Genomic DNA, 21151 nt, shown 5'->3' with positions numbered 1-21151 from the left:
CTGCTTACGTTTGCCGGCGTACTCAGCATCGGCGAAGGACATCTGTTTCATCGGGACTCAACCGTTCGATTCCTGTGAGGCGGGTATTTCACCAAATCTGGAAGCCTTTTTCAGAGTTTCCCTAAGGCTCTTGAACAACTTGTAATCAAAGAAGCTGTAGACGGCATCATAAAACTGACCGATGTCCCTGAGGGTGCTACTGCACGGATTCCGCCGGGTCCGTTGGAGGAGCATCATGACGTTTCATTTTACGTTCAGGTTGTTTTAGATGGCGCGCGGATCGGTGATAGATTTACCGGTACCACTCCTCATTCGGAGACTATCGAGATAAAGGTGTCTCGCGAAGACTTGCTGAACCATATAGGCCCGCAGGGCGCTGAGTTTACCTATGTGTTGGTTTTGGGCGGAAATCTACAGGACGCACCTTTTACGAAGTACGAAATTACTCACTAGGTTAGAGGTGTGTCGGGAGCTTCCATTGATATCCGGCGTTTAGAGCACCGCATGTCAATGGAAGTCTTGCTTTGATCGCTGTCAAGACGAGAGGGATATGAAAACCTGAAGATTTTCACTTCAGGTTTTTCACTACTTTCAGGAACTCATTCAATTTTTCTTAAAGCGCACCTCGCGATATCGAGGTGCTGCCAGATGCCAACCGATGTTTCCAAGCCATTGAGCTCTGTACGCTTCGGCACAACGCAAGGCCTGCTCACGCAAAACGCCATCGCAACATAAACGATCAAGTTCCTCAGGCAATCGAGCCTGAATCCGAGAAAACTGTGCGACCCATTGCTCGATCCGATTACTGACTTCATCTGCCGCTTGGTCAGGGTTCAAAGCATGATGGTGACGAAGGTGCGTCAGAAGATTGTAAACATCCTCATCGGGATCTTCCATGATACTGAATGAAAGCAAGTCGTTCACGGCCTTCAATAAATTCAAAGTAACCCTGCGCAACTCCTGCCAGACCGTAGAGTAATAAATTCTAGAAGGAAGGCTTACACGAGTCGTGAAATACGTGAACTCAAAACACACTTGGAAACCGCCAGCCATGCGCCAAACACTTTCATAGTCTTTAACTGGCGGCTGGGTGCCGCTCAACCGATGTACGGCAGCGCATAAACACGGATGGAGATAATTGCTGTACTGCTCCAGCGTCCGATGCTTCCATTGTTCGGACATAGAGACTGTCGCACGATCAATGATATTCTCAATCCACCGGCAAGTCCGCTACACGACGGGCCGCGCTCAAGTGTCGCCTTTTGCACCTGTCGCAACGCGGTCTCCAGTGCATCAGGTGCCCTGCTCAGATCTTCGTCGGCCAAATCATCCTGACAACTGAACCATCCTGTTAAATCAGAAAGAATGTACAAGTCATCGCGAGCCGCGCCAGGCCACATATAACCGGCATATTTTCCCGGGAGATAAATATCAAGTTGATGTGTTGCCTGCTGGCTAGCCTCAAGCCCGAGGCCTTTGAGCCACTGACGAGTATGTTTCTCAGCATCCTCAGCGAAGGGGTTGAGTTCAATCTCAAGCCCCTGCAATGAAGGCGGGAGTGAATATCTCATAGGGGACCTCCAGCAGGTCGCTTGATTGCTTTTGTAAGTTGCAGCATCCGCCATACACGGCGCGTTTTGTACGTAGGTATCTACAGTTCCATAGCCAGTCGTATCCTGGTTTCAATCCAGCCGGTTTAGATGCTTCGTCGATTGGATTGAGCAAGCAGGCTGGCTTCCTTCCTGGGATATAACAGGAGCGAATACAAGATTTCCCCATTCATTGAGTTTCGCGATTCCCTGCTGTTGAAAAATTTTCTGGAACCAAACCGTATATTTTTCAGGGTGGTCACTAATATCCCGCTCAAGATCAGTAAGTGTCACCCACTCCCAATCCAGAACCTCGTCTGGATTTGCCATCGGATCGACAGAACTGCCCCCTACCAAAACATGATCGTACTCAAACTCTGTCAATTCATTGGAGACGAGAGTTCGATAGAGAAAAGCGTGGACTTCAACGAGGGCTTGGCACACCAGCCCCATCTCTTCATACAGCCTGCGCTTTGCCGCTACTGCGGTACTTTCACCCGGGCGCGGGTGCCCGCAACAAGCGTTAGTCCACAGTCCTTGCGGATGATATTTGCATAATGCTCGACGCTGTAAAAGCAGATGACCTTCTCTATTAAAAATGAAAATCGAGAAGGCACGATGCAGTAGACCGCGGCGATGAACTTCCATTTTCTCCGCACAACCAACGGGAGTGTCCTGTTCATCAACAAGAGTGATCATATCCATCTTAGAGCCCTCTTAAATCTGCGCACCATGGTAGATAAGCTTTAGAAATCGAGCAGAACCCATTCCCTACCAGAGGAATTGTAGACATCGCGAGCGAACAATGAAAAATTTTAACTACCGCCCATGCACTCTAGTACCTGATACCTGTCATAGAACGCAATTGGGGAAAATTTATAACCAACCATTCTATTAAAACCTCAACACAATGGAAAAATGACGCTATGTTAAAAACTTGCTAACTCAACTTACTATGTTCGCACGTTATGCGTATAACATCGGGAATAGTCGCCATGTACTCATCTCAGTCGCATCAATATGCCTCTGCCAAAGAGCAATGGATTGCTCCCTTCGACTACCAGGAACGACACGCCGGCATGAAGGTAAGAACCACGTTGACTCACGCGCTGGCTGAGCTTTATCAAATAGAGGCCGCTCACACCCAAGTGATCTGCCACTGTGTCGAGCGTTTCAACACCGCATCTCTGGTACATGATGACATCGTCGACCAAGATCAGCTTCGCCGAGGCGCACCTTCGGTCTGGGTAAAGTTCGGAGTCGCTACGGCGTTAATTTCCGGCATGTACGGCTACATCGAGGGCCTGCAAAAACTCGGAGAATTACACTGCGTAGAACTGTTGCAAATCGGCCTGCAAAGTCTGGAAGCGTTACACATCGGCCAGCATCTGGACACGCAGATCAGCGAAGGAACAACCCTTCCTACGATGGACGAATATCGATTTGTGGCTCAAATCAATACCGGCTGTTTTTTCCTGTTCATTCTTGAAGCCTGTCAACGGCTAAAACCCGTATCCGACTCCTGCTACCTGGAGTTGAAAGGAATGCTGTTGGAGCTTGCAATCTATTATCGGCTGGTGAACGACTACTGCGACATCAATCACACCCCCCATTTTAAAAAGAAGGGTTTTGCCCCCGACCTTGAAGGCGGCCCAAAATCTTTTCTGATGATTCTTGCGGGACAGCCGCTCGAAAAAAAACAACGGAGCGAATTACAGAAGCGAAAAATCATTAATGAGTGGGGAAAATCTGGTGTATTTTCCCAAGCACTGACAACAATGGAAAACAGTTACACTCACGTTCAACAGTACTTCAGTCGAGCACAACGTCATCTTGACGATGAGAGTTTCATCAGCCTTCGTGAATTCCTGCAGAACATACACTTCCAACAAAATCCGCAGGACAACTTCTACGAGTGGCAACTCCGATGAGTGGTGCAAAACGCTCCGGGCAATACGTCGGCATCATACTTATACGCGTAAATGCCAAATTGCCCCCTGCACAAAATGGCAAGACAGCAAACTTATCAGCGAGCGATAAACAACTCCAATGGTACAACCATTACAACGCCAACCGCTCCGCCAACGCCTTCGCCTGCAGCGCCACATCCGTCACCGCCGTACTCTCCCACCACATCCCGCGCAATGGCGGCCCCATTGCGAACAAGCGATTCGAAGCTTGCCCTTGATCGTTCACAACGGCGCCGTCAGTTGCAGCAGCAATCCCTAACGCCAATGGACCCGGCAGCACCAATCCCCGCGCCAGCAATTGCTGTGGCAACGGTCGCGCCACTCGACGCCAGTCATACTCGATGCCGCTGGAGTTGATCAGCGCTGCGCCATGTACCACGCAGGTTTGCGCTTCACACCGCGGACGGATGCGAATACTCACACCACCCTCCGCGCAAGGCTCAAGCCCTATGAACGAAGCTGCCTGAATCCGCAACCGCCCTTCGCCCTGCAACCGCTCGACCAATTGGGCACTCAACGGCGGCGAACGGTGATGATGACTCTCCCACCAAGGCCGCACATGACGTACGAATTGTCGACGCTGCACGTCAGTCGCCTGGCTCCAAAGTCGGCCGATGTGTGCACGCACCGTGTCCAGCGGCGCTTGCCAATCGATGCCTTGTGCGATGGCGTCGCGGCAATGCCGTCGCAACTCGCGCAGTAACTGTCGGGGGGAACGAATGCCATGGTCTTCAGCAAGAAAATCTACCCAGCCCGGCGGTTGTCGACGAACATGGGGCAGCAAGCCATGACGGGAAAACACTTCGATAGGCCCACGATGCCCGGCCTGCTCCAGCGAAACCACCGCATCCACCATGGTCAGGCCGGAGCCGATGATCAGCACGGTCGACTGCGGATCGAGTTGGCGCATGGCCTCGACATTCCAAGGATCAAGCGCGGCGGCGTTGAGTCCACTGGATTGCTTTTGCGGGGTTCGCGCGGCGGGGAACATACCGGTAGCGAGCACGGCGTATGCGCCCCTCAAGTGCTGGCCATCGCTAAGGGTGAGCTGCACTGAATCGGCATCGGTTTGCAGGTCGACGGCTTCTGCGCGGATATGCTCGACGGTCGAGCCTCGTTGCGCACCGACACGCAGGGCTTCGGCTAACCGTTGTTGCACATAAACGCCGAACAACCCACGCGGCGGGAACAACTCAGTGACAGGCACATCTTGCTCAGCCGACTCCGGCCAGCCACCGGCGGCAATATGCTCGGCCAGCCATTGCGTCAGATCATCCGGGTTATCCGGATCGACGCTCATCCGCGCGGCGTTGCCATTTAGCGTATGACCCAATTCAACCGCGCTATAGGCTTCGCCTCGACCGAGTTCGGCGCGCGGTTCAATAATGAAGATCTGGCGCTGGCCGGGCAGTCGCAATAATTGCACGGCCAGCATCGTGCCGCTGAGGCCACCGCCGATAATCAGGATGTCTGCGCTCTGACTCATTCAAATCACCACGTTACGCACGAACCGCGCCGCGACGTCGCCATCGTTGCGGTAGGAATGCGGTTGATTGCTGGCGAACATAAAAAACTCTCCCTTGGCGATGTGCTGCGGCTGATCGCCCAGCATCAGCGTCAGACAGCCCTCAAACACATAAATCTGCTCGCTCCAGCCATCAGCATCCGGTTGTGACGGATAGACTTCGCCCGGTTGCAGGCACCATTCCCATTGTTCGACTTCGCGGGTTGCGGTGGCTTTGGACAGCAGCACGGCTCTGCTGCCTGGGATCTTGCCTGCCCAGGCAACCTCGTTGATCCGGCTCGGATCTCGCGCTTCGGGCGCCTGAATCAAATCGCTGAAGGCCACTTCAAGCGCTTCGGCGACTCGATCAAGCGTGGTCAGGCTGACGTTCTTTTCGCCTGCCTCGATCGCCACCAGCATGCGCCGACTCACTCCGGATTTTTCCGCCAACGCGGTCTGGCTCATGTCGGCAGCGTGCCGCAAGCGCCGGACGTTCTGGCTGACGTGTTGCAGGACGGAGGCGCGTTGGCTGGAATCTTTGTGCACTATATTGCTCACTCGGTGGGGTTGGGCAGTATACTGCGCAACATTTGGCGCATTGTGCGTCGCTCCTTCTCCCGCGCGCAAGGTCATGACGTCAGTGAATCGCTCCGACACCTCCCCTCGTTTCTCCCGCTTCAGCAACGCCGAGTGCGTGCTGGTGGTGATCACCATGATCTGGGGCTGCACCTTTTTGCTGGTGCAGCATGCGATGACCGTCAGCGGACCGATGTTCTTCGTCGGCCTGCGCTTTGCCGCCGCAGCGGCCATCGTGGCGCTTTTTTCGTGGCGGCACCTGCGTGAGCTGACCTTGTTCGAACTCAAGGCCGGCGCCTTCATTGGCGTAGCAATCATGCTCGGTTACGGCCTGCAGACGGTCGGGTTGCAGACAATTCCAAGCAGTCAGTCGGCGTTCATCACTGCGTTGTACGTCCCGTTCGTGCCGTTGCTGCAATGGCTGGTGCTGGGGCGGCGACCGGGTTTGATGCCGAGCATTGGCATCATGCTGGCGTTTACCGGATTGATGCTGTTGTCGGGGCCGTCCGGAGCCTCGCTGAATTTCAGCCCCGGTGAAATCGCCACACTGATCAGCGCCGTAGCCATTGCAGCTGAAATCATTTTGATCAGCACCTACGCCGGCCAGGTGGATGTGCGCCGGGTGACCGTGGTGCAACTGGCAACGACCTCGGTGTTGTCATTCTTGATGGTGGTGCCGACTGGCGAAGCGCTTCCGGACTTTTCCTGGCTGCTGCTCGCAACGGCTTTGGGCCTCGGCGCGGCGAGTGCAGCTATTCAGGTAGCCATGAACTGGGCGCAGAAGAGTGTTTCGCCGACGCGAGCGACGTTGATCTATGCCGGCGAGCCGGTTTGGGCCGGGATTGTCGGACGGCTTGCTGGTGAGCGGCTGCCGGCGATTGCCCTGTTGGGCGCCGGGTTGATTGTGGCGGCGGTGATCGTCAGTGAGTTGAAGACCAAGGGTAAGCATTCGGAGGAAGTGCTGGAGGATTTTGACCGCGAGACTGAGCGCTGAGGATCTTGAGGATCAAAAGATCGCAGCCTTCGACAGCCCCTACATTGGAATGCGTTTTCCTGTAGGAGCTGCCGCAGGCGGCGATCTTTTTTCGCCCATGAAACAACGCCAAACACAAATATCCAGACTACTTTGTAGGATTCTGAGACATCCTGGCGTTTGGTGATCGGGGAGCTGGCACGTATGATGCTTCACAAACTTCCGCAGATTAGAAGCCTATGTCCCTGATAGTTCTACTGCTTCTGCCATTCATTGGCAGCTGTCTGGCAGCGGTGCTGCCACACAATGCGCGTAACACCGAATCCCTGTTGGCAGGTCTGGTCGCTCTGATCGGCGTCGTCCAGGTGGCTTTGTTGTACCCGCAGATCGCCAATGGTGGTGTCATTCGCGAAGAATTCATGTGGTTACCCAGTCTCGGGCTGAACTTCGTTCTGCGAATGGACGGTTTCGCCTGGCTGTTCTCGATACTGGTACTCGGGATCGGCTCACTGGTCTCTTTATATGCCCGCTACTACATGTCACCGGACGACCCGGTGCCGCGATTCTTCGCATTTTTCCTGGCGTTCATGGGCGCCATGCTTGGCCTGGTGATCTCCGGCAACCTCATCCAGATCGTGTTTTTCTGGGAGCTGACCAGCCTCTTCTCTTTCCTGCTGATCGGTTACTGGCACCACCGCTCCGATGCCCGTCGCGGCGCCTACATGGCGCTGATGGTCACAGGGGCCGGCGGACTGTGCCTGCTGGCGGGGGTCATGATCCTCGGCCATGTCGTCGGCAGCTATGACCTTGACAAGGTCCTGGCCGCCGGCGATCTGATTCGCGCACATGCCCTCTACCCAATCCTGTTACCCCTCATTCTCATCGGCGCCTTAAGCAAAAGCGCCCAGTTTCCCTTCCACTTCTGGCTGCCCCACGCTATGGCGGCGCCCACGCCGGTCTCGGCGTACCTGCACTCGGCGACCATGGTCAAGGCCGGGGTTTTCCTGCTCGCACGCCTGTGGCCATCGCTGTCCGGCAGTGAAGAATGGTTCTACATCGTCAGCGGCGCTGGCGCGTGTACGCTGTTGCTCGGCGCGTATTGCGCAATGTTCCAGAACGACCTCAAAGGCTTGCTCGCCTACTCAACCATCAGCCACCTGGGCCTGATCACGTTGCTGCTGGGCCTGAACAGTCCGCTGGCCGCCGTTGCAGCGGTATTCCATATCCTCAACCACGCCACGTTCAAGGCCTCGCTGTTCATGGCCGCGGGCATCATCGACCACGAGAGCGGCACCCGCGACATCCGCAAGCTCAGCGGTCTGATCAGGCTGATTCCGTTTACCGCAACGCTGGCGATGGTTGCCAGCGCATCGATGGCCGGCGTGCCACTTCTCAACGGCTTTCTGTCGAAAGAGATGTTTTTCGCCGAAACCGTGTTCATCAATGCCACGGCGTGGGTCGAAGCCGCGCTGCCGATTGTCGCAACCATTGCCGGTACATTCAGCGTCGCCTATTCCCTGCGTTTCACCGTCGATGTGTTCTTCGGCCCAACAGCCACCGACCTGCCCCACACCCCGCACGAGCCGCCGCGCTGGATGCGTGCACCGGTCGAGTTGCTGGTGTTTACCTGCCTGATCGTGGGGATCTTCCCGGCACAAGTGGTAGGTCCGCTGCTCGCCGCCGCCGCGCAGCCCGTAGTGGGTGGCACCTTGCCGGAGTACAGCCTGGCGATCTGGCACGGCCTGAACGCACCGATGATCATGAGCCTGATCGCCATGTCCGGTGGCATCGCGCTTTACCTGTTACTGCGTAATCAGTTCAGACACGGCCGCTTCAAATACCCGCCACTGGTGGGACGCTTCAACGGCAAGCGTCTGTTCGAGCGCAGTCTGGTAGTGATGATGCGCATGGCCCGTCGCGTTGAACGCCGACTCGGCACCCGACGCCTGCAAATGCAATTGTTCCTCATGGTCTTGGCGGCTGTGCTCGCGGGACTGATTCCGATGCTGCACAGCAGCCTGAGCTGGGGTGACCGGCCGAAGATTCCGGGCTCGATCGTTTTCGTGACCCTGTGGCTGCTGGCGATTGCTTGCGCCCTCGGCGCCGCGTGGCAGGCCAAGTATCACCGTCTCGCCGCCCTGACCATGGTCAGCGTCTGCGGCTTGATGACCTGTGTGACCTTCGTCTGGTTCTCCGCTCCGGATCTGGCGCTGACGCAATTGGCCGTCGAAGTGGTGACCACCGTGCTGATCCTGCTGGGGCTGCGCTGGTTGCCACGGCGGATCGAAGAGGTTTCGCCACTGCCGAGCACGCTGCGCAAGGCACGTATTCGCCGTCTGCGCGACTTGATGCTGTCGATTGCGGTCGGCGCCGGCATGGCGCTGCTGTCCTACGCAATGCTCACGCGGCAGACGCCGAATGACATTTCTTCGTTCTACCTCAGTCGCGCCCTGCCTGAGGGCGGCGGCAGCAATGTGGTCAACGTGATGCTGGTGGACTTCCGAGGTTTCGACACCCTGGGTGAAATTACCGTGCTGGTCGCTGTTGCATTGACGGTGTTCGCCCTGCTGCGCCGCTTCCGTCCTCCGAAAGAAAGCCTGCAACTGCCGGCCCAGCAGCGCTTGCTGGCACCGGACGTGGTCACCGACCTGGTCAACCCGCGTTCGGCCAGCGACACCGCGCTCGGTTTCATGATGGTGCCGGCGGTGCTGGTGCGTCTGCTATTGCCGATTGCGCTGGTGGTGTCGTTCTACCTGTTCATGCGCGGACACAATCAGCCGGGCGGCGGATTTGTCGCCGGGCTGGTGATGTCGGTGGCGTTCATCCTGCAATACATGGTCGCTGGTACGCAGTGGGTCGAGGCACAAATGAGCCTGCGGCCACTGCGCTGGATGGGCACGGGGCTGCTCTTCGCCACCGCCACCGGGCTTGGTGCCATGGTGGCTGGATATCCGTTCCTCACCACCCACACCTGGCATTTCACCTTGCCGCTGCTGGGTGACATCCATATCGCCAGCGCGCTGTTCTTTGACATCGGCGTGTACGGCGTGGTGGTTGGCTCGACGCTATTGATCCTCACCGCTCTCGCCCACCAATCGGTGCGTGGTCACAAGAACGCGTCCCTGCCCAAGGCCGTCGCCAGCAAAGGAGCCGTCTGATGGAAGAAGTCATCGCAATCGCCGTTGGCATTCTCGCCGCCTCCGGCGTCTGGCTGATCCTGCGCCCACGTACATTCCAGGTGGTCATGGGCCTGTGCCTGCTGTCCTACGCGGTCAACCTGTTCATCTTCAGCATGGGCAGCCTGTTCATCGGCAAGGAGCCGGTGATCAAGGACGGCGTGACCCAGGACTTGCTGCACTACACCGATCCGCTGCCGCAGGCGCTGGTATTGACCGCAATCGTCATCAGCTTCGCCATGACCGCATTGTTCCTCGTCGTTCTGCTCGCCTCGCGCGGCCTGACCGGCACCGACCACGTCGACGGCCGGGAGCCTAAAGAATGATGGCGATGACTCACCTGATCGCCGCACCGATTCTGCTGCCGCTGCTGACTGCCGCGATCATGTTGATGCTCGGCGAGCGGCACCGTCCGCTGAAGGCGAAAATCAACCTGTTCTCCAGCCTTCTCGGCCTGTTCATCTCAGTGATGCTGCTGCAATGGACGCAAACCACCGGCGTGCCCGGCTCGATCGGCGTTTACCTGCCGGGCAACTGGCAGGCGCCGTTCGGCATCGTGCTGGTGGTTGATCGCCTCTCGGCGCTGATGCTGGTGCTCACCGGGGTTATTGGCGTCAGCGCCCTGCTGTTTGCGATGGCACGTTGGGACGGCGCGGGATCGAGCTTCCACGCGTTGTTCCAGATCCAGTTGATGGGTTTGTATGGCGCGTTCCTGACCGCTGACCTGTTCAACCTGTTCGTGTTCTTTGAAGTGCTGCTGGCCGCCTCTTATGGCCTCTTGCTCCATGGCTCGGGCCGGGCACGGGTTTCGTCCGGGCTGCATTACATTTCGATCAACCTGCTCGCCTCGTCGCTGTTTCTGATCGGCGCGGCGTTGATCTACGGCGTCACCGGCACTCTGAACATGGCCGATCTGGCGGTGAAAATTCCGCTGGTTCCGGAAGCCGACCAAGGCTTGCTGCACGCCGGCGCAGGCATTCTCGCTGTAGCGTTTCTGGCCAAGGCCGGCATGTGGCCGCTGAACTTCTGGCTGGTGCCGGCTTACTCTTCGGCCAGCGCACCGGTAGCGGCGATGTTCGCGATCATGACCAAGGTCGGCGTCTACACCCTGCTGCGCCTGTGGACGCTGCTGTTCTCCGCCCAGGCCGGAGCCTCGGCGTTCTTCGGTGGCGACTGGCTGATCTACGGCGGCATGGTGACCATGGCCTGCGCGGCGCTGGCAATTCTTGCCGCGCAACGCCTTGAGCGCATGGCCAGCCTGAGCATTCTGGTGTCGGCGGGGATCCTGCTGTCGGCCGTCGGCTTCGCGCAGCCGAACCTGATTGGTGCGGCGTTGTTCTATCTGGTCAGTTCGACGCTGGCGTTGAGTGCGCTGTTCCTGCTGGCCGAGTTGATTGAGCGTTCGCGCTCGGCCAACGAAATCCCACTGGAAGACGAAAGCGAACTGCTGCCGCGACCACAGGAATCCCTGCAACCGCCCAAAGGCATCAACCTCGACGACGAGCAGAAAGCCGTGGTCGGTCAGGTCATCCCGTGGACCATGGCGTTTCTTGGCTTGAGCTTTATCGCCTGCGCCCTGCTGATCATCGGCATGCCGCCGCTGTCCGGTTTCATCGGCAAACTCAACCTGATCAGCGCGTTACTCAATCCGCTGGGATTGGGCACCGCCGCGCCGATTTCCAACGCGGCATGGGCGCTGCTGGCGCTGTTGATCCTGTCTGGCTTGGCAGCGTTGATGGCGTTCTCGCGTCTCGGTATTCAGCGCTTCTGGACGCCAGAAGAGCGCCCGTCACCGCTGCTGCGCAAACTCGAATGCGCGCCGATTTTCCTGCTGTTGGGGCTGAGCATCGTCCTGACCTTCAAGGCCGAGCCGCTGATGCGTTACACCCAGGCCACTGCTGACGCATTGAATAATCCCCAGCAATACGTCAATGCCGTGCTCGGCACTCGAGCCGTACCGAGCCCGGAAAGCAAGGCCGCCCTGTTGGAGGTGCAGCCATGAAGCGTGTATTTCCGGCACCGTTGCTTTCATTGGCGCTGTGTATCTTGTGGCTGACGCTGAACCTGTCAATCAGCCCCGGTAACCTGTTGCTCGGCGCAATACTTGGTTTCGCTGCGCCGTTGATGATGCGCAAATTGCGTCCCAAGCAAGTGCGTATCCGCCGTCCATGGGCAATCGTGCGGCTGCTCCTTCTGGTTGGTCGTGATGTGGTGATGTCCAACTTGATCGTGGCTTGGGGCGTACTGAATGCAGGTCGTCGCCCGCCGCGCTCCAGTTTCATCAAAGTGCCGCTGGAGCTGCGAGACGCCCATGGCCTGGCGACATTGTCGATGATCTGCACGGTAGTGCCCGGTACGGTGTGGTCAGAACTGGCGCTGGATCGCAGCATTCTGCTGGTACACGTATGGGATCTGGATGACGAGGCGCAATTCATCGAGCACTTCAAGAGCACTTACGAGCGGCCGCTGATGGAGATTTTCGAATGAGCCCATTACTGTCGAATGCGATTCTGCTGACGCTGTTTCTATTCTGTCTGGCCATGCTGCTGACGCTGTTGCGTCTGTTCAAAGGGCCATCGGCGCAGGATCGGGTACTGGCGCTGGACTATCTGTACATCGTTGCGATGCTGATGATGCTGACTCTGGGCATTCGCTATTCCAGTGACACTTACTTTGAGGCGGCGCTGCTGATCGCCCTGTTCGGCTTCGTCGGTTCGTTTGCCCTGGCGAAATTCCTGCTGCGTGGCGAGGTCATCGAATGAACGCGGAACTGTCTCTTTGGGTTGAGATTCCTGTGGCGATCCTACTGGTGCTCAGCGGTGTGTTTGCCTTGATCGGCGCAATAGGATTGCTGCGGATGAAGGACTACTTCCAGCGCATGCACCCGCCGGCACTGGCGTCGACGCTGGGAGCGTGGTGCGTGGCACTGGCCTCAATCATTTGCTTTTCCGCGCTGAAGTCCGGGCCGGTGCTGCATGCCTGGCTGATCCCGATTTTATTGGCAATCACGGTACCGGTAACCACGTTGCTACTGGCGCGGGCGGCGTTGTTCCGCAAACGCATGGCCGGGGATGATGTACCGGCTGAAGTCAGTAGTCGCTCCACTGAAAGCGGTAGCTGAATTCAGACCTTGTGGTGCCGGGACTGGCCTCTTCGCGGGCAGGCCCGCTCCCACAGGATTCTGTGTCAGGGACAAAATTTGTGTACGACTCAGGCCACTGTGGGAGCGGGCCTGCCCGCGAAGAGACTGGCCCGGTCATCACATAAACCTGCTCAGCCTCAAACCCAAGCCACCGCCAGCAACCCCGCCCCCAACACCGCACACAACGGCGAATAAACCCACGTATCCAGCCGCGCAAAACGTGAGTCCTTCACCTCCTTGAAAAACCCCACCAGATGCGAATCACCAATCGCCCGGGCAAACATCAGCAGCGCAATGACACTGATCACCCACTGCAACGCCTTGTGATGTACCGGCGCCACGCCCCACCCGACCCGCAAACACACCAGCGCAGCAATCGCCAATAACACAGCCGCCACCAACAACGTGAGCCATCCCGATGGCTTGAACGCCGGTCGTAGCGTCGCCACCAAACCTTCCACCGGAACCTGCGGAACTGCCGCCACCGCCGCCCATTGCCCACCCAGCGCCCAATACACATGCACCAGGCTGATCACCGCAAACACTGTCACCAGCCATTGAGCCAACACAAAGGTCATGGTTGAAATCCTTGAAAGGGATTTGAACAAATCATCCTAGTCGCATTTTTTTCAAGTGCACGACCGATCAGCGGTACGGTAAAGTGCCGGCCCATGAAATTCTCCCGTTCCGATCGATCACTGCTGGCCTGGACGCTCTATTGCTGCGTCCTGTTCAACGTGTTCGCTTGCAGCATCGGTCACGGGCAAATGGTCGGCATGCAGCTCAACGGCATCGGCGGCCAGTTCTGTACAGTCGACCCGGCGACTCAAGCGCCGCTGGCCTCCAATCCCAGCGAAGAACAACTGCCGACGCTGTCCAAAGCCTTCGGCTGTCCGCTGTGTTCTGTCGGCGGCGGCATGGGGCCGGCGTTCAACTCCAGCCTGACCCTGGCGATCCTCCCAGAACAACACAGCCCGCCGCTGGCGCCCATCGCCAGTGCCGACCTCCCCGCCCGCCTCACCTGGCCCTCGGCCAACCCACGCGCCCCACCGCTCGCCTGAGTGTTACTGCCTTTTTGATTTGTCGGCCCACTGCGCCAACGCGCGGCGTTTGCCTGTGCGCTGACTCCTAGACATGCATTCAGGATTCAATGATGAAACAACTCACTTTGCTGGCGAGCCTGTGCGGCTGCCTGTCCGTTAGCGTCTGGGCGCAATCCACCATGGAACTGACGCCGATCAACATTGATGGCGAATCCGGCAACGAACCGGGCCTGAGCCTCGACCAGTCCAGCGGCATGGCTTCGCGACTCGGCTTGAGCGTCCGCGACACACCCGCCTCGGTGGCCATCGCCAATCGCAACGACATCGAGCGCCACGGCGCACAGAACTTCCAGGACGCCGCCAACACCCTGCCCGGCGTCAATGCCAGCGCACCGCCAGGCTTCGGCGGATTCATCTCCTATCGCGGCTTCACCAGCAGCCAGATCACGCAGATGTTCAACGGCATCAACGTTTCCGGAGGCCTCGCCCGTCCTGTCGATGCGTGGATCTATGACAGAGTGGAGTTGGTGGGCGGTCCGTCGTCACTGATCAATGGCGCAGGTTCGGTCGGTGGTTCGTTGAACTACGTGACCAAACTGGCGACCCGCGATGAACAGGCCGTTGAAGGCAGGGTCAGTTACGGCACCTACGACACCACCGAAACCGCGTTCGGCCTCAACCATGCGCTGACCGATCCAGGCAGCGAGGTGCAGCACTACGCGCGGCTAGACGTCAGCCACAACACCAGCAATGGCTACATCGATCGACAGGAGCGCGATGCCTGGAGCGTGGCGTTTTCGATACTCAGCGATTTCACACCAAACCTGTCGCATACCCTGGCCCTGGAGTATCAGGACGAACACGAAGACAGCCCGTACTGGGGCACGCCCGTACTTAACCCCAAGGCCGGCGAGTTGAAGATTGATAAACACAATCGCTTCAACAACTACAACGTCGAGGACGGCCGCTACGAACAGCGGACAATCTGGGTACGGTCGATCATCGACTACCGGATCAACGACAGCACCACCCTGCGCAACACGCTGTACCACCTCGACAGCCAACGCGATTACCGCAATCTCGAGACCTACCAATACAACGCCGACAACTCGGCAGTGAATCGTTCGACGGCGTACCAGGTGCGGCACCAAGGCGAACAGAACGGCAACCAGTTCGAACTGCGCCACGACAACACTTTGTTGGGACTTGATACGACGTGGTCCGGCGGTTTCGAATACAAGGTCAACCAAACCTCCAACTCGCCGCTCAACATAAAAGACGCGAGCGCGGTAAACCCGAACCACTATCGTCCTGGGTATTTCTACGACATTCCCGGCACCAACCCCGCACTGATCAGTGACAAGACCAACGAGGTCACCACCAAAGCGCTGTTCGTGGAAAACCGTCTGGCGTTGACCGACAAACTGTCGCTGCTCACCGGCCTGCGTTATGACGACATTGATCTCGACGTGACCAACCACCGCGCCGTGACCGCCGCCAATCCAAGGCACCTCAAGCGCAGTTGGGAGCCTGTCACGGGGCGCGCGGGCCTGACTTACCAGTTCATCCCTTCGGCCAACGTCTACGTGCAATACAGCACCGCGGCCGAGCAACCCAATGGCACACAGGACTTCGACGTATCGACCGGCAAACAATGGGAAATCGGCAGCAAGTTCGACTACCTGAACGGACGAGGCTCGGCGACCGTGGCGGCTTACACCATTGAGCGAAAAGACTTCGCCGTCACCGATCCACTGGACCCGACCCGCAGCATTGCGGTGGGCAAGCAGACGTCAAAAGGAATCGAGATTGCCAGCTCCTTGCGCATTACCGACAGACTGCTGGCCGAGGGCAATTTCGCCTGGGTTGACGCGCAGTACGATGATTTCACCGAAAAAAACGCGGCGGGCGCCGTGGTTTCGCGCAAGGGCAACACGCCCACCAATGTTCCGGACCGGGTTGGCAATCTCTGGCTGACTTATGATTTTTCGCCGCAATGGCAAGGTGGGGTCGATGCGCGATACGTGGCATCGGTATTTGCCGACAGCGCCAACACCCTGACCGTGCCGTCGTACACGTTATTCGGCAGCTTCCTCAGCTACAAAGTCGATTCGCACACCACCCTCACCGGTCGGGTGCGTAACTTGACGAATGAGGTGTATGCCGAGTTTGCGCATGTATCGCCGGCGTATTACCTGGGTACACCACGCACCTTTGAGTTGGCGGTGCAGACCAGGTTCTAAAAGCATCGCGGGCAAGCCCGCTCCCACAGTGACCGGTGTCGTACACACATTTTGTATTCGACAGAAAAACCTGTGGGAGCGGGCTTGCCCGCGATGAGGCCTGTGGCATCAACCCTCTATTTCAGATCAGCCGACACCTTATCCGCCACATCCTTCGGCAACCACGCCTGCCACACATCCGGATGCGCCTTCATGAACGCTTCAGCGGCCTGACGCGGTGCGGTGTGCTTCTCGCTCATGTCGGCCAACGCCTTGTTCAGCTCAGCAATCGGGAAATCGACTTTGCTGAAGAACTCGGCAATCTGCGGATACTGCTTCTGGAATGGCGTAGACACGCCAATCGACAGTTTTGACGCCAGCGAGCGGGTTGGTTTCGGGTTGGGATTATCGGCGTCAGTCAGCGTTTTCCATGCCTCGGCATCAAACGGCGGCTCTTCCAGCTGCACCAGTTTGAACTTGCCCAGCAACGGCGTCGGCGACCAGTAATAAAACAGCACCGGTTTACCGCGACGAATAGAAGAACTGATCTCGGCGTCGAGCGCCGCACCCGAGCCACTGCGGAAATTGGTGAAGTCGTCCTGCAACCCGTAAGCCGTGAGTTTCTGCTTGTTGACCACTTCTGAAGTCCAGCCAATCGGGCTGTTGAGGAAGCGCCCCTTGCTCGGGTTTTCCGGGTCCTTGAACACGTCCTTGTATTTTTTCAGATCACTGACACTGCGCAAGTCCGGCGCCAGCGGCTTGATGCCCTTGGCCGGGTCCCCCTTGATCACGTATTCCGGCACCCACCAGCCTTCGGTGGCGCCCTTGACCGTATCGCCCAGGCTCACCACCTTGCCTTCAGCCTCGGCCTTGACCCACACCGGGCTGCGCCCGGCCCACTCCTCGCCAATGACCTGAATGTCATTGTTGGCCAGCGCGGTTTCCAGAGTAATGGTGGTGCCGGGCAAGGTGTCGGTTGGCAACCCGTAGCCCTTCTCGACGATGATCCGCAAGACATCGGTGATCAGGCTGCCGCTTTCCCAATTCAGGTCGGCGAAATGGATCGGCGCCTGTGCTGCCATCGTCGATTGCGCTGACGCCAGCAAGCCGAATGTCGCCACGCTGGCGGCCAATAACCGTCGAAATCCGTTCATGCATTACACCTCGTGCTGTTCACAGCAATGACAGGATGGCCTGACAGAAGACCGCAAGCCTCTGAATACTCAGTCAACTGACTGTAGACGAGGTTCCTGCTTTTTTAGGACCTTGCCCCAGACGAGGTTAGCTTTCAGACTTTTCCTGCAAGCTTTGCAGCTCGCGTCTGACCATGCTGGCGTATTCCGCTGGACGCAACTCATAGATCTGCGAGGCCACCCATCCCAGCCACGCGCCTTGCAACTCGGCCTTCATGGCAAACAATCGCTTGGCCTCGTCACGCGCCTTGTCGATGTTCTGCGAATGAAAATCGGCGCGACTCAAACCGCCGATCACTCGCTGGCCTTGAAGGTCACCAGTTCGCCCTTGCGCCACTTCGCGGCTTTGCCAGTGACGGCTTTCAGGGTCTTGGTCAGGCCTTCCTGCAATTGCTCATTGGCGGCGAATACGGTCACCACGCTGTGACCTTCCTTGAACAGGATCGCATGGCCATCGGCGCTATCAACGAAGGCGTAATCGCCAAGCCCATAAACCGTGAGTTTTATTTCACGAAAACGAATATCCATCTTGCCACCTTCACGGCTGGGCAAGACCGATGCACTGAAGTGGTCGCCGACCTTGAGCTTCAGCCCCGGTTTGTCATCGACTACCAACGCACTTTGCGTGTCGAGCTCGGCAACATAAATACCTTCAGCGCTTTGCTCGGTGATGTAAACAAAACGCGATTGGAACTGCTTGACCAGCTTTGCACGCAAATCACCCAGCACGAACAAAGCATGCATATCGAGATTACTGACTGCCAAAGAAACATCCCCACATCTGAAAAACCGCACACGGGAAACGCGCACGGCAAAAAACGGCCAGGCCGATGGCACTGCCAATTGACTCAAATAAAAACCTGAACTGAGCAGAGCGCTCGTTCAACGCGAGGTTCGTAAGACTACTGGATTGTCACTCGCGAAACTCACTCCAACGTCGCCAAAGCCTGAAGGAAAAATCCTCACTCGCCATGAGAGAAAGTTGACTACGAACTTTAGGGAAAATTCTCACGAAGAAAAGCTCTTTTCCGACATATCGCTTGCGAAAAATTGCTTTAGATAAGCGCTGTCGTCAACAGGTACTGGCGATTCTAGAGCAGCGATGCTCATCAAGACTACCCACAACGGCCTGTAAATATCGGCCAACTGATGAAAAGGACTTCATATGTGCACTCTGACTCATTTCGCCATGCCCGCTGAGGCCCGACTCAAATCGCCTGTGATCCTGCGTATCACCGGTATGGAAGATCTGCCGGAATCCGCAACGAACGACCAGACGCCACGCTTTCAGGTGGTACCTGCAGGTAACGCTTTCTTTCACATTAAAGAAAAGTCGACCGGCCGTGTAAGAGGTTTCCGCGAGGATCATAACGAAGCTTGCGCGCTCGCCCGCTCACTCGAATTACAAATCGAACTCCTGGCCAGTGGCTGCCTCAGATAGAGAGAGCAATTGACTGCGCCATATCGGCGCGAATCAAAAGGAGTACGTGATGGATTTGCCAACCTATGATCTGAAAACCCTGTTCGATCAACTGGGACTGCCTTCAGAAGGCGATGCAATCGACGAGTTCATCGACGAGCATCAACTGGACGCTGACACCAAACTGATTGACGCCGAATTCTGGACCGAATCGCAGGCACAGTTGCTGAAAGAATGGCTACGCGGCGACGGCGAAGAGGCAGTCGTGGTCGATGAGCTCAACTTGCGCTTGCATCACGACGGCAAGTGACCTGATCAGTGCAGGCTGTCGCCAACCTCCGCCTTCAACTGCGCGAGCCACGCAGCCCTGCACTCCTCGGCCTCATCGCGACTGGCAAACGCGCTGCCACGTCGTTCACCGTTGAGCAAAACGACCCAGCAAACGCTTTGCCCCATCGCGCGCAAACCGGCGGGCACACCACTGCCGATCATCACGGCAACATCAACCCTGCACTGCATGTGGACCTCCGAAATTCATTAGCTACCTAACTAAGCGGGCATGTTAATGATTTCGCCACAGCGGAAACAGCAACCCTCGTGCACAGATTCGTTGCATCCAGCGTAACAATCGATCAGCGCGGACTTTCCGGTTTATAACCCAAACGCAAACCACCCCAGTGTCGGCCCTTTATCGTGATCGGCACCGACAGGTCGTGCATCAACTCGCCGGTGTCACGGGTGTAGGTCTGCAACAACACCGGTTGCTGATGGCTGCCACAGCGAATCCCGGTGCGGTCGGCGAACTTGCGCTTAGTCCGGTTGTTGACCGCATCGACCTGCGCATCGCCAGTCAGTGCCTGGCTGAACACCTGATTGTGCGTCGGCACATACCCCTGCTGCGTGCAGGCAATGGCGAACACCAGACCCTCGTGACGCGGCAACAACGGTTCCTGAATCGCCGGCAGAACCTGATCGGTATAGCGGTCGAATCGGGTTTGATACTTGGTAGGTTGAGTATTCGCGATCGCCTGATACTGGCGGTCGAACAGATCTTCGAGACTGATCCGCCCTTGCTCGACGTCCGCTTCGAAACGCGCCGCAATCTGACTCGCCCCTTCGCGCGCCAGATCATAGATGCGCTGGTGATAGTCATCCAGACCGACTTCGGCGAGACGTTCGCTGATGGTTTCTGCCTGCCCCTCCATCTGCACCGCCGCATCGGCGAGGCGCCGGGTCTGTTGATCGCTGATCGCCAGATCGCTGCGCATCTGCTCGATGGCCTTGAACAGACTGTCGAGTTGCTCACGATTGGTCTCGGCACCACGGGCGATTTCGCCGACCTGACTTTCCACCCCGGCCGCCAGCCGAGCAATGTTCTCCAGGTGCTGGCCAGTGTGCTCGACCTGTTCGACGCCAGTGTGCAAGTCACTGGACAGCTCGCGGATCTGCTCCACCACCTGCGCGGTGCGCTGCTGAATGTCGGCGACCATCTCGCCCACTTCGCCAGTCGCCGACGCCGTCCGCGCCGCCAACCCACGCACCTCATCCGCCACCACCGCAAACCCGCGGCCATGCTCGCCAGCCCGCGCAGCTTCAATCGCCGCGTTCAACGCCAAAAGATTGGTCTGGCTGGCAATCGACTGGATCACCAACGTCACACGTTGAATGTCATCGCTGCGCAGGCTCAAGGCTTCGATCAATTCACGACTGGCATTGGCGCGCTGACTGAGCTGACGCATGCGCGAAATCGAATCGATCAATTCGGTGCGCCCCGCCGCACTGCTGTGATGTGCCTCGCTGGCGGCTGCCAGTGCATCGCGGCTGAGCTGCGAAGTCGCGTGCTCGGTGGCGATCATCACCTCGGCGTTGCTGACAATCCGTGCCGCGGCATCGAGTTGCGATTCGAGCTTGCTCGCCAGCTCCTTGACCGAAAACGCCACGCCGGCCGCCGACAGGGCGTTATGGCTGGTGGTGTAGGAAAGGTCGCGGGTCAGTTCGGACATGGCGCTGCCGGTGTCGGCAGGCGGTGCATCGGGGACGGCTCGGGTGCGCAGGCGCGGCAGCCAGACAATCAGCACCGCCAAGGGCATGCCAATGTAAAGCGACCATTCACCCAGCGTCATGCCGGCCAACAACAGCATCAGGGCGATGCTTTGCAGGGTCGGTGCGATCCAGCGGTTTTTCGGCAAAAGCACTGGTGCAGGCAAAGCCCCAACCAGAGATCCATCTCTCGTCATATCAACACCCCACGCTTGTTCTCATTATTGTGACTGCATTAAACGCCACTACAACGCCATTATCTATGGTCCGTTAGTCGCGGGGTCTGAGTCAGGTCAATGAAAC

At 57.7% G+C, this 21151-nt stretch carries 23 protein-coding genes; 12 read left to right on the top strand and 11 right to left on the bottom strand.

Annotated elements, in window-relative coordinates; all coding sequences use genetic code 11:
• Nucleotides 1-603: 603 nt before the first annotated feature.
• From IEQ42_RS22730 to idi, 3 genes are all read right to left on the bottom strand, one after another.
• Nucleotides 604-1182: a terpene synthase family protein gene (locus tag IEQ42_RS22730; protein WP_228732021.1), complete on the bottom strand. Its 579-nt coding sequence runs from the start codon at nucleotides 1180-1182 to the stop codon at nucleotides 604-606.
• On the bottom strand, nucleotides 1098-1571 hold the full coding sequence (locus tag IEQ42_RS27385; protein WP_228732020.1) for an isoprenoid biosynthesis enzyme family protein: 474 nt from the start codon (nucleotides 1569-1571) through the stop codon (nucleotides 1098-1100). Before IEQ42_RS27385 ends, IEQ42_RS22730 begins: the two co-directional genes overlap by 85 nt.
• Before the next feature lie 111 nt (nucleotides 1572-1682).
• Nucleotides 1683-2294 (bottom strand): isopentenyl-diphosphate Delta-isomerase, encoded by a 612-nt coding sequence (idi, locus tag IEQ42_RS22725; protein WP_210705344.1) that lies wholly within the window; start codon nucleotides 2292-2294, stop codon nucleotides 1683-1685.
• Between the two features lie 290 nt (nucleotides 2295-2584).
• Here idi and IEQ42_RS22720 point away from each other — a divergent pair, with 290 nt between their 5' ends.
• Nucleotides 2585-3520 (top strand): polyprenyl synthetase family protein, encoded by a 936-nt coding sequence (locus tag IEQ42_RS22720; protein ID WP_210705343.1) that lies wholly within the window; start codon nucleotides 2585-2587, stop codon nucleotides 3518-3520.
• 130 nt (nucleotides 3521-3650) lie between these two features.
• Here IEQ42_RS22720 and IEQ42_RS22715 read toward each other — a convergent pair whose 3' ends face one another.
• Nucleotides 3651-5045, bottom strand: a complete 1395-nt coding sequence (locus IEQ42_RS22715) for an FAD/NAD(P)-binding protein (RefSeq protein ID WP_210705342.1) — start codon at nucleotides 5043-5045, stop codon at nucleotides 3651-3653.
• Complete coding sequence (locus IEQ42_RS22710) at nucleotides 5046-5609, bottom strand: helix-turn-helix domain-containing protein (RefSeq protein ID WP_210705340.1); 564 nt, start codon at nucleotides 5607-5609, stop codon at nucleotides 5046-5048.
• A gap of 85 nt (nucleotides 5610-5694) precedes the next feature.
• On the opposite strand from IEQ42_RS22710, the gene IEQ42_RS22705 reads away from it, so the two are divergent.
• From IEQ42_RS22705 to IEQ42_RS22675, 7 genes are all read left to right on the top strand, one after another.
• Complete coding sequence (locus IEQ42_RS22705) at nucleotides 5695-6633, top strand: DMT family transporter (protein WP_210705338.1); 939 nt, start codon at nucleotides 5695-5697, stop codon at nucleotides 6631-6633.
• 218 nt (nucleotides 6634-6851) lie between these two features.
• A complete protein-coding gene (locus tag IEQ42_RS22700) occupies nucleotides 6852-9770 on the top strand; it encodes a monovalent cation/H+ antiporter subunit A (RefSeq protein ID WP_210705336.1) in 2919 nt (972 codons plus the stop codon).
• Nucleotides 9770-10114, top strand: a complete 345-nt coding sequence (locus IEQ42_RS22695; RefSeq protein ID WP_210705334.1) for a Na+/H+ antiporter subunit C — start codon at nucleotides 9770-9772, stop codon at nucleotides 10112-10114. Before IEQ42_RS22700 ends, IEQ42_RS22695 begins: the two co-directional genes overlap by 1 nt.
• The gene (locus tag IEQ42_RS22690; RefSeq protein ID WP_047301749.1) at nucleotides 10111-11790 is read left to right on the top strand and encodes a monovalent cation/H+ antiporter subunit D; all 1680 of its coding nucleotides are present in this window, start codon (nucleotides 10111-10113) and stop codon (nucleotides 11788-11790) included. Before IEQ42_RS22695 ends, IEQ42_RS22690 begins: the two co-directional genes overlap by 4 nt.
• Nucleotides 11787-12275: a Na+/H+ antiporter subunit E gene (locus IEQ42_RS22685; protein WP_210705333.1), complete on the top strand. Its 489-nt coding sequence runs from the start codon at nucleotides 11787-11789 to the stop codon at nucleotides 12273-12275. The genes IEQ42_RS22690 and IEQ42_RS22685 overlap by 4 nt, the downstream gene beginning before the upstream one ends.
• Nucleotides 12272-12550 carry a K+/H+ antiporter subunit F gene (locus IEQ42_RS22680; protein ID WP_042559573.1) on the top strand — a complete coding sequence of 93 codons (279 nt, stop codon included), beginning with the start codon at nucleotides 12272-12274 and terminating at the stop codon, nucleotides 12548-12550. Before IEQ42_RS22685 ends, IEQ42_RS22680 begins: the two co-directional genes overlap by 4 nt.
• Entirely contained in the window at nucleotides 12547-12909 is a 363-nt protein-coding gene (locus IEQ42_RS22675) for a Na+/H+ antiporter subunit G (RefSeq protein WP_150592182.1), read from the top strand. Before IEQ42_RS22680 ends, IEQ42_RS22675 begins: the two co-directional genes overlap by 4 nt.
• 158 nt (nucleotides 12910-13067) lie before the next feature.
• On the opposite strand, the gene IEQ42_RS22670 is transcribed toward IEQ42_RS22675, so the two are convergent.
• Entirely contained in the window at nucleotides 13068-13508 is a 441-nt protein-coding gene (locus tag IEQ42_RS22670; RefSeq protein WP_210705331.1) for a DUF3995 domain-containing protein, read from the bottom strand.
• A 93-nt stretch (nucleotides 13509-13601) separates the two neighbouring features.
• On the opposite strand from IEQ42_RS22670, the gene IEQ42_RS22665 reads away from it, so the two are divergent.
• Together IEQ42_RS22665 and IEQ42_RS22660 are read left to right on the top strand one after the other, a co-directional pair.
• A complete protein-coding gene (locus IEQ42_RS22665) occupies nucleotides 13602-13991 on the top strand; it encodes a DUF2946 domain-containing protein (protein ID WP_210705330.1) in 390 nt (129 codons plus the stop codon).
• 92 nt (nucleotides 13992-14083) lie between these two features.
• Entirely contained in the window at nucleotides 14084-16216 is a 2133-nt protein-coding gene (locus IEQ42_RS22660; RefSeq protein WP_210705329.1) for a TonB-dependent receptor, read from the top strand.
• A gap of 116 nt (nucleotides 16217-16332) precedes the next feature.
• On the opposite strand, the gene IEQ42_RS22655 is transcribed toward IEQ42_RS22660, so the two are convergent.
• The 3 genes from IEQ42_RS22655 to IEQ42_RS22645 form a co-directional block, all read right to left on the bottom strand.
• Nucleotides 16333-17349 (bottom strand): ABC transporter substrate-binding protein, encoded by a 1017-nt coding sequence (locus IEQ42_RS22655; RefSeq protein ID WP_150592186.1) that lies wholly within the window; start codon nucleotides 17347-17349, stop codon nucleotides 16333-16335.
• 127 nt (nucleotides 17350-17476) lie between these two features.
• A complete protein-coding gene (locus IEQ42_RS22650; RefSeq protein WP_210705328.1) occupies nucleotides 17477-17674 on the bottom strand; it encodes a hypothetical protein in 198 nt (65 codons plus the stop codon).
• 8 nt (nucleotides 17675-17682) lie between these two features.
• Nucleotides 17683-18153 carry a hypothetical protein gene (locus tag IEQ42_RS22645; RefSeq protein ID WP_150592188.1) on the bottom strand — a complete coding sequence of 157 codons (471 nt, stop codon included), beginning with the start codon at nucleotides 18151-18153 and terminating at the stop codon, nucleotides 17683-17685.
• A gap of 400 nt (nucleotides 18154-18553) precedes the next feature.
• Here IEQ42_RS22645 and IEQ42_RS22640 point away from each other — a divergent pair, with 400 nt between their 5' ends.
• Both IEQ42_RS22640 and IEQ42_RS22635 read left to right on the top strand, forming a co-directional pair.
• Nucleotides 18554-18829, top strand: coding sequence for an RNA-binding protein (locus tag IEQ42_RS22640; protein WP_210705327.1), 276 nt, complete (start codon nucleotides 18554-18556; stop codon nucleotides 18827-18829).
• Nucleotides 18830-18878: 49 nt separating this feature from the next.
• Nucleotides 18879-19118: a DUF2789 family protein gene (locus IEQ42_RS22635; protein ID WP_210705326.1), complete on the top strand. Its 240-nt coding sequence runs from the start codon at nucleotides 18879-18881 to the stop codon at nucleotides 19116-19118.
• A 5-nt stretch (nucleotides 19119-19123) separates the two neighbouring features.
• Here the strand turns inward: IEQ42_RS22635 and IEQ42_RS22630 are convergent, their stop codons facing one another.
• The gene (locus tag IEQ42_RS22630; protein WP_210705325.1) at nucleotides 19124-19327 is read right to left on the bottom strand and encodes a hypothetical protein; all 204 of its coding nucleotides are present in this window, start codon (nucleotides 19325-19327) and stop codon (nucleotides 19124-19126) included.
• A 113-nt stretch (nucleotides 19328-19440) separates the two neighbouring features.
• Entirely contained in the window at nucleotides 19441-20664 is a 1224-nt protein-coding gene (locus tag IEQ42_RS22625) for a methyl-accepting chemotaxis protein (RefSeq protein ID WP_414704714.1), read from the bottom strand.
• Between the last annotated feature and the right edge of the window lie 487 nt (nucleotides 20665-21151).

The organism is Pseudomonas iridis (assembly GCF_017980685.1).
In the GTDB taxonomy this organism is placed as follows: domain Bacteria; phylum Pseudomonadota; class Gammaproteobacteria; order Pseudomonadales; family Pseudomonadaceae; genus Aquipseudomonas; species Aquipseudomonas iridis.
Note: the sequence above shows the minus strand (reverse complement) of the source record. Positions and strands in the feature narration are given on the sequence as shown.

Coding starts and splice junctions, on each gene's coding strand:
- IEQ42_RS22730 (WP_228732021.1), bottom strand. CDS start 1,182: ATGTCCGAACAATGGAAGCATCGGACGCTGGAGCAGTACAGCAATTAT.
- IEQ42_RS27385 (WP_228732020.1), bottom strand. CDS start 1,571: ATGAGATATTCACTCCCGCCTTCATTGCAGGGGCTTGAGATTGAACTC.
- idi (WP_210705344.1), bottom strand. CDS start 2,294: ATGGATATGATCACTCTTGTTGATGAACAGGACACTCCCGTTGGTTGT.
- IEQ42_RS22720 (WP_210705343.1), top strand. CDS start 2,585: ATGTACTCATCTCAGTCGCATCAATATGCCTCTGCCAAAGAGCAATGG.
- IEQ42_RS22715 (WP_210705342.1), bottom strand. CDS start 5,045: ATGAGTCAGAGCGCAGACATCCTGATTATCGGCGGTGGCCTCAGCGGC.
- IEQ42_RS22705 (WP_210705338.1), top strand. CDS start 5,695: ATGACGTCAGTGAATCGCTCCGACACCTCCCCTCGTTTCTCCCGCTTC.
- IEQ42_RS22700 (WP_210705336.1), top strand. CDS start 6,852: ATGTCCCTGATAGTTCTACTGCTTCTGCCATTCATTGGCAGCTGTCTG.
- IEQ42_RS22695 (WP_210705334.1), top strand. CDS start 9,770: ATGGAAGAAGTCATCGCAATCGCCGTTGGCATTCTCGCCGCCTCCGGC.
- IEQ42_RS22690 (WP_047301749.1), top strand. CDS start 10,111: ATGATGGCGATGACTCACCTGATCGCCGCACCGATTCTGCTGCCGCTG.
- IEQ42_RS22685 (WP_210705333.1), top strand. CDS start 11,787: ATGAAGCGTGTATTTCCGGCACCGTTGCTTTCATTGGCGCTGTGTATC.
- IEQ42_RS22680 (WP_042559573.1), top strand. CDS start 12,272: ATGAGCCCATTACTGTCGAATGCGATTCTGCTGACGCTGTTTCTATTC.
- IEQ42_RS22675 (WP_150592182.1), top strand. CDS start 12,547: ATGAACGCGGAACTGTCTCTTTGGGTTGAGATTCCTGTGGCGATCCTA.
- IEQ42_RS22670 (WP_210705331.1), bottom strand. CDS start 13,508: ATGACCTTTGTGTTGGCTCAATGGCTGGTGACAGTGTTTGCGGTGATC.
- IEQ42_RS22665 (WP_210705330.1), top strand. CDS start 13,602: ATGAAATTCTCCCGTTCCGATCGATCACTGCTGGCCTGGACGCTCTAT.
- IEQ42_RS22660 (WP_210705329.1), top strand. CDS start 14,084: ATGAAACAACTCACTTTGCTGGCGAGCCTGTGCGGCTGCCTGTCCGTT.
- IEQ42_RS22655 (WP_150592186.1), bottom strand. CDS start 17,349: ATGAACGGATTTCGACGGTTATTGGCCGCCAGCGTGGCGACATTCGGC.
- IEQ42_RS22640 (WP_210705327.1), top strand. CDS start 18,554: ATGTGCACTCTGACTCATTTCGCCATGCCCGCTGAGGCCCGACTCAAA.
- IEQ42_RS22635 (WP_210705326.1), top strand. CDS start 18,879: ATGGATTTGCCAACCTATGATCTGAAAACCCTGTTCGATCAACTGGGA.
- IEQ42_RS22630 (WP_210705325.1), bottom strand. CDS start 19,327: ATGCAGTGCAGGGTTGATGTTGCCGTGATGATCGGCAGTGGTGTGCCC.
- IEQ42_RS22625 (WP_414704714.1), bottom strand. CDS start 20,664: ATGATCGCCACCGAGCACGCGACTTCGCAGCTCAGCCGCGATGCACTG.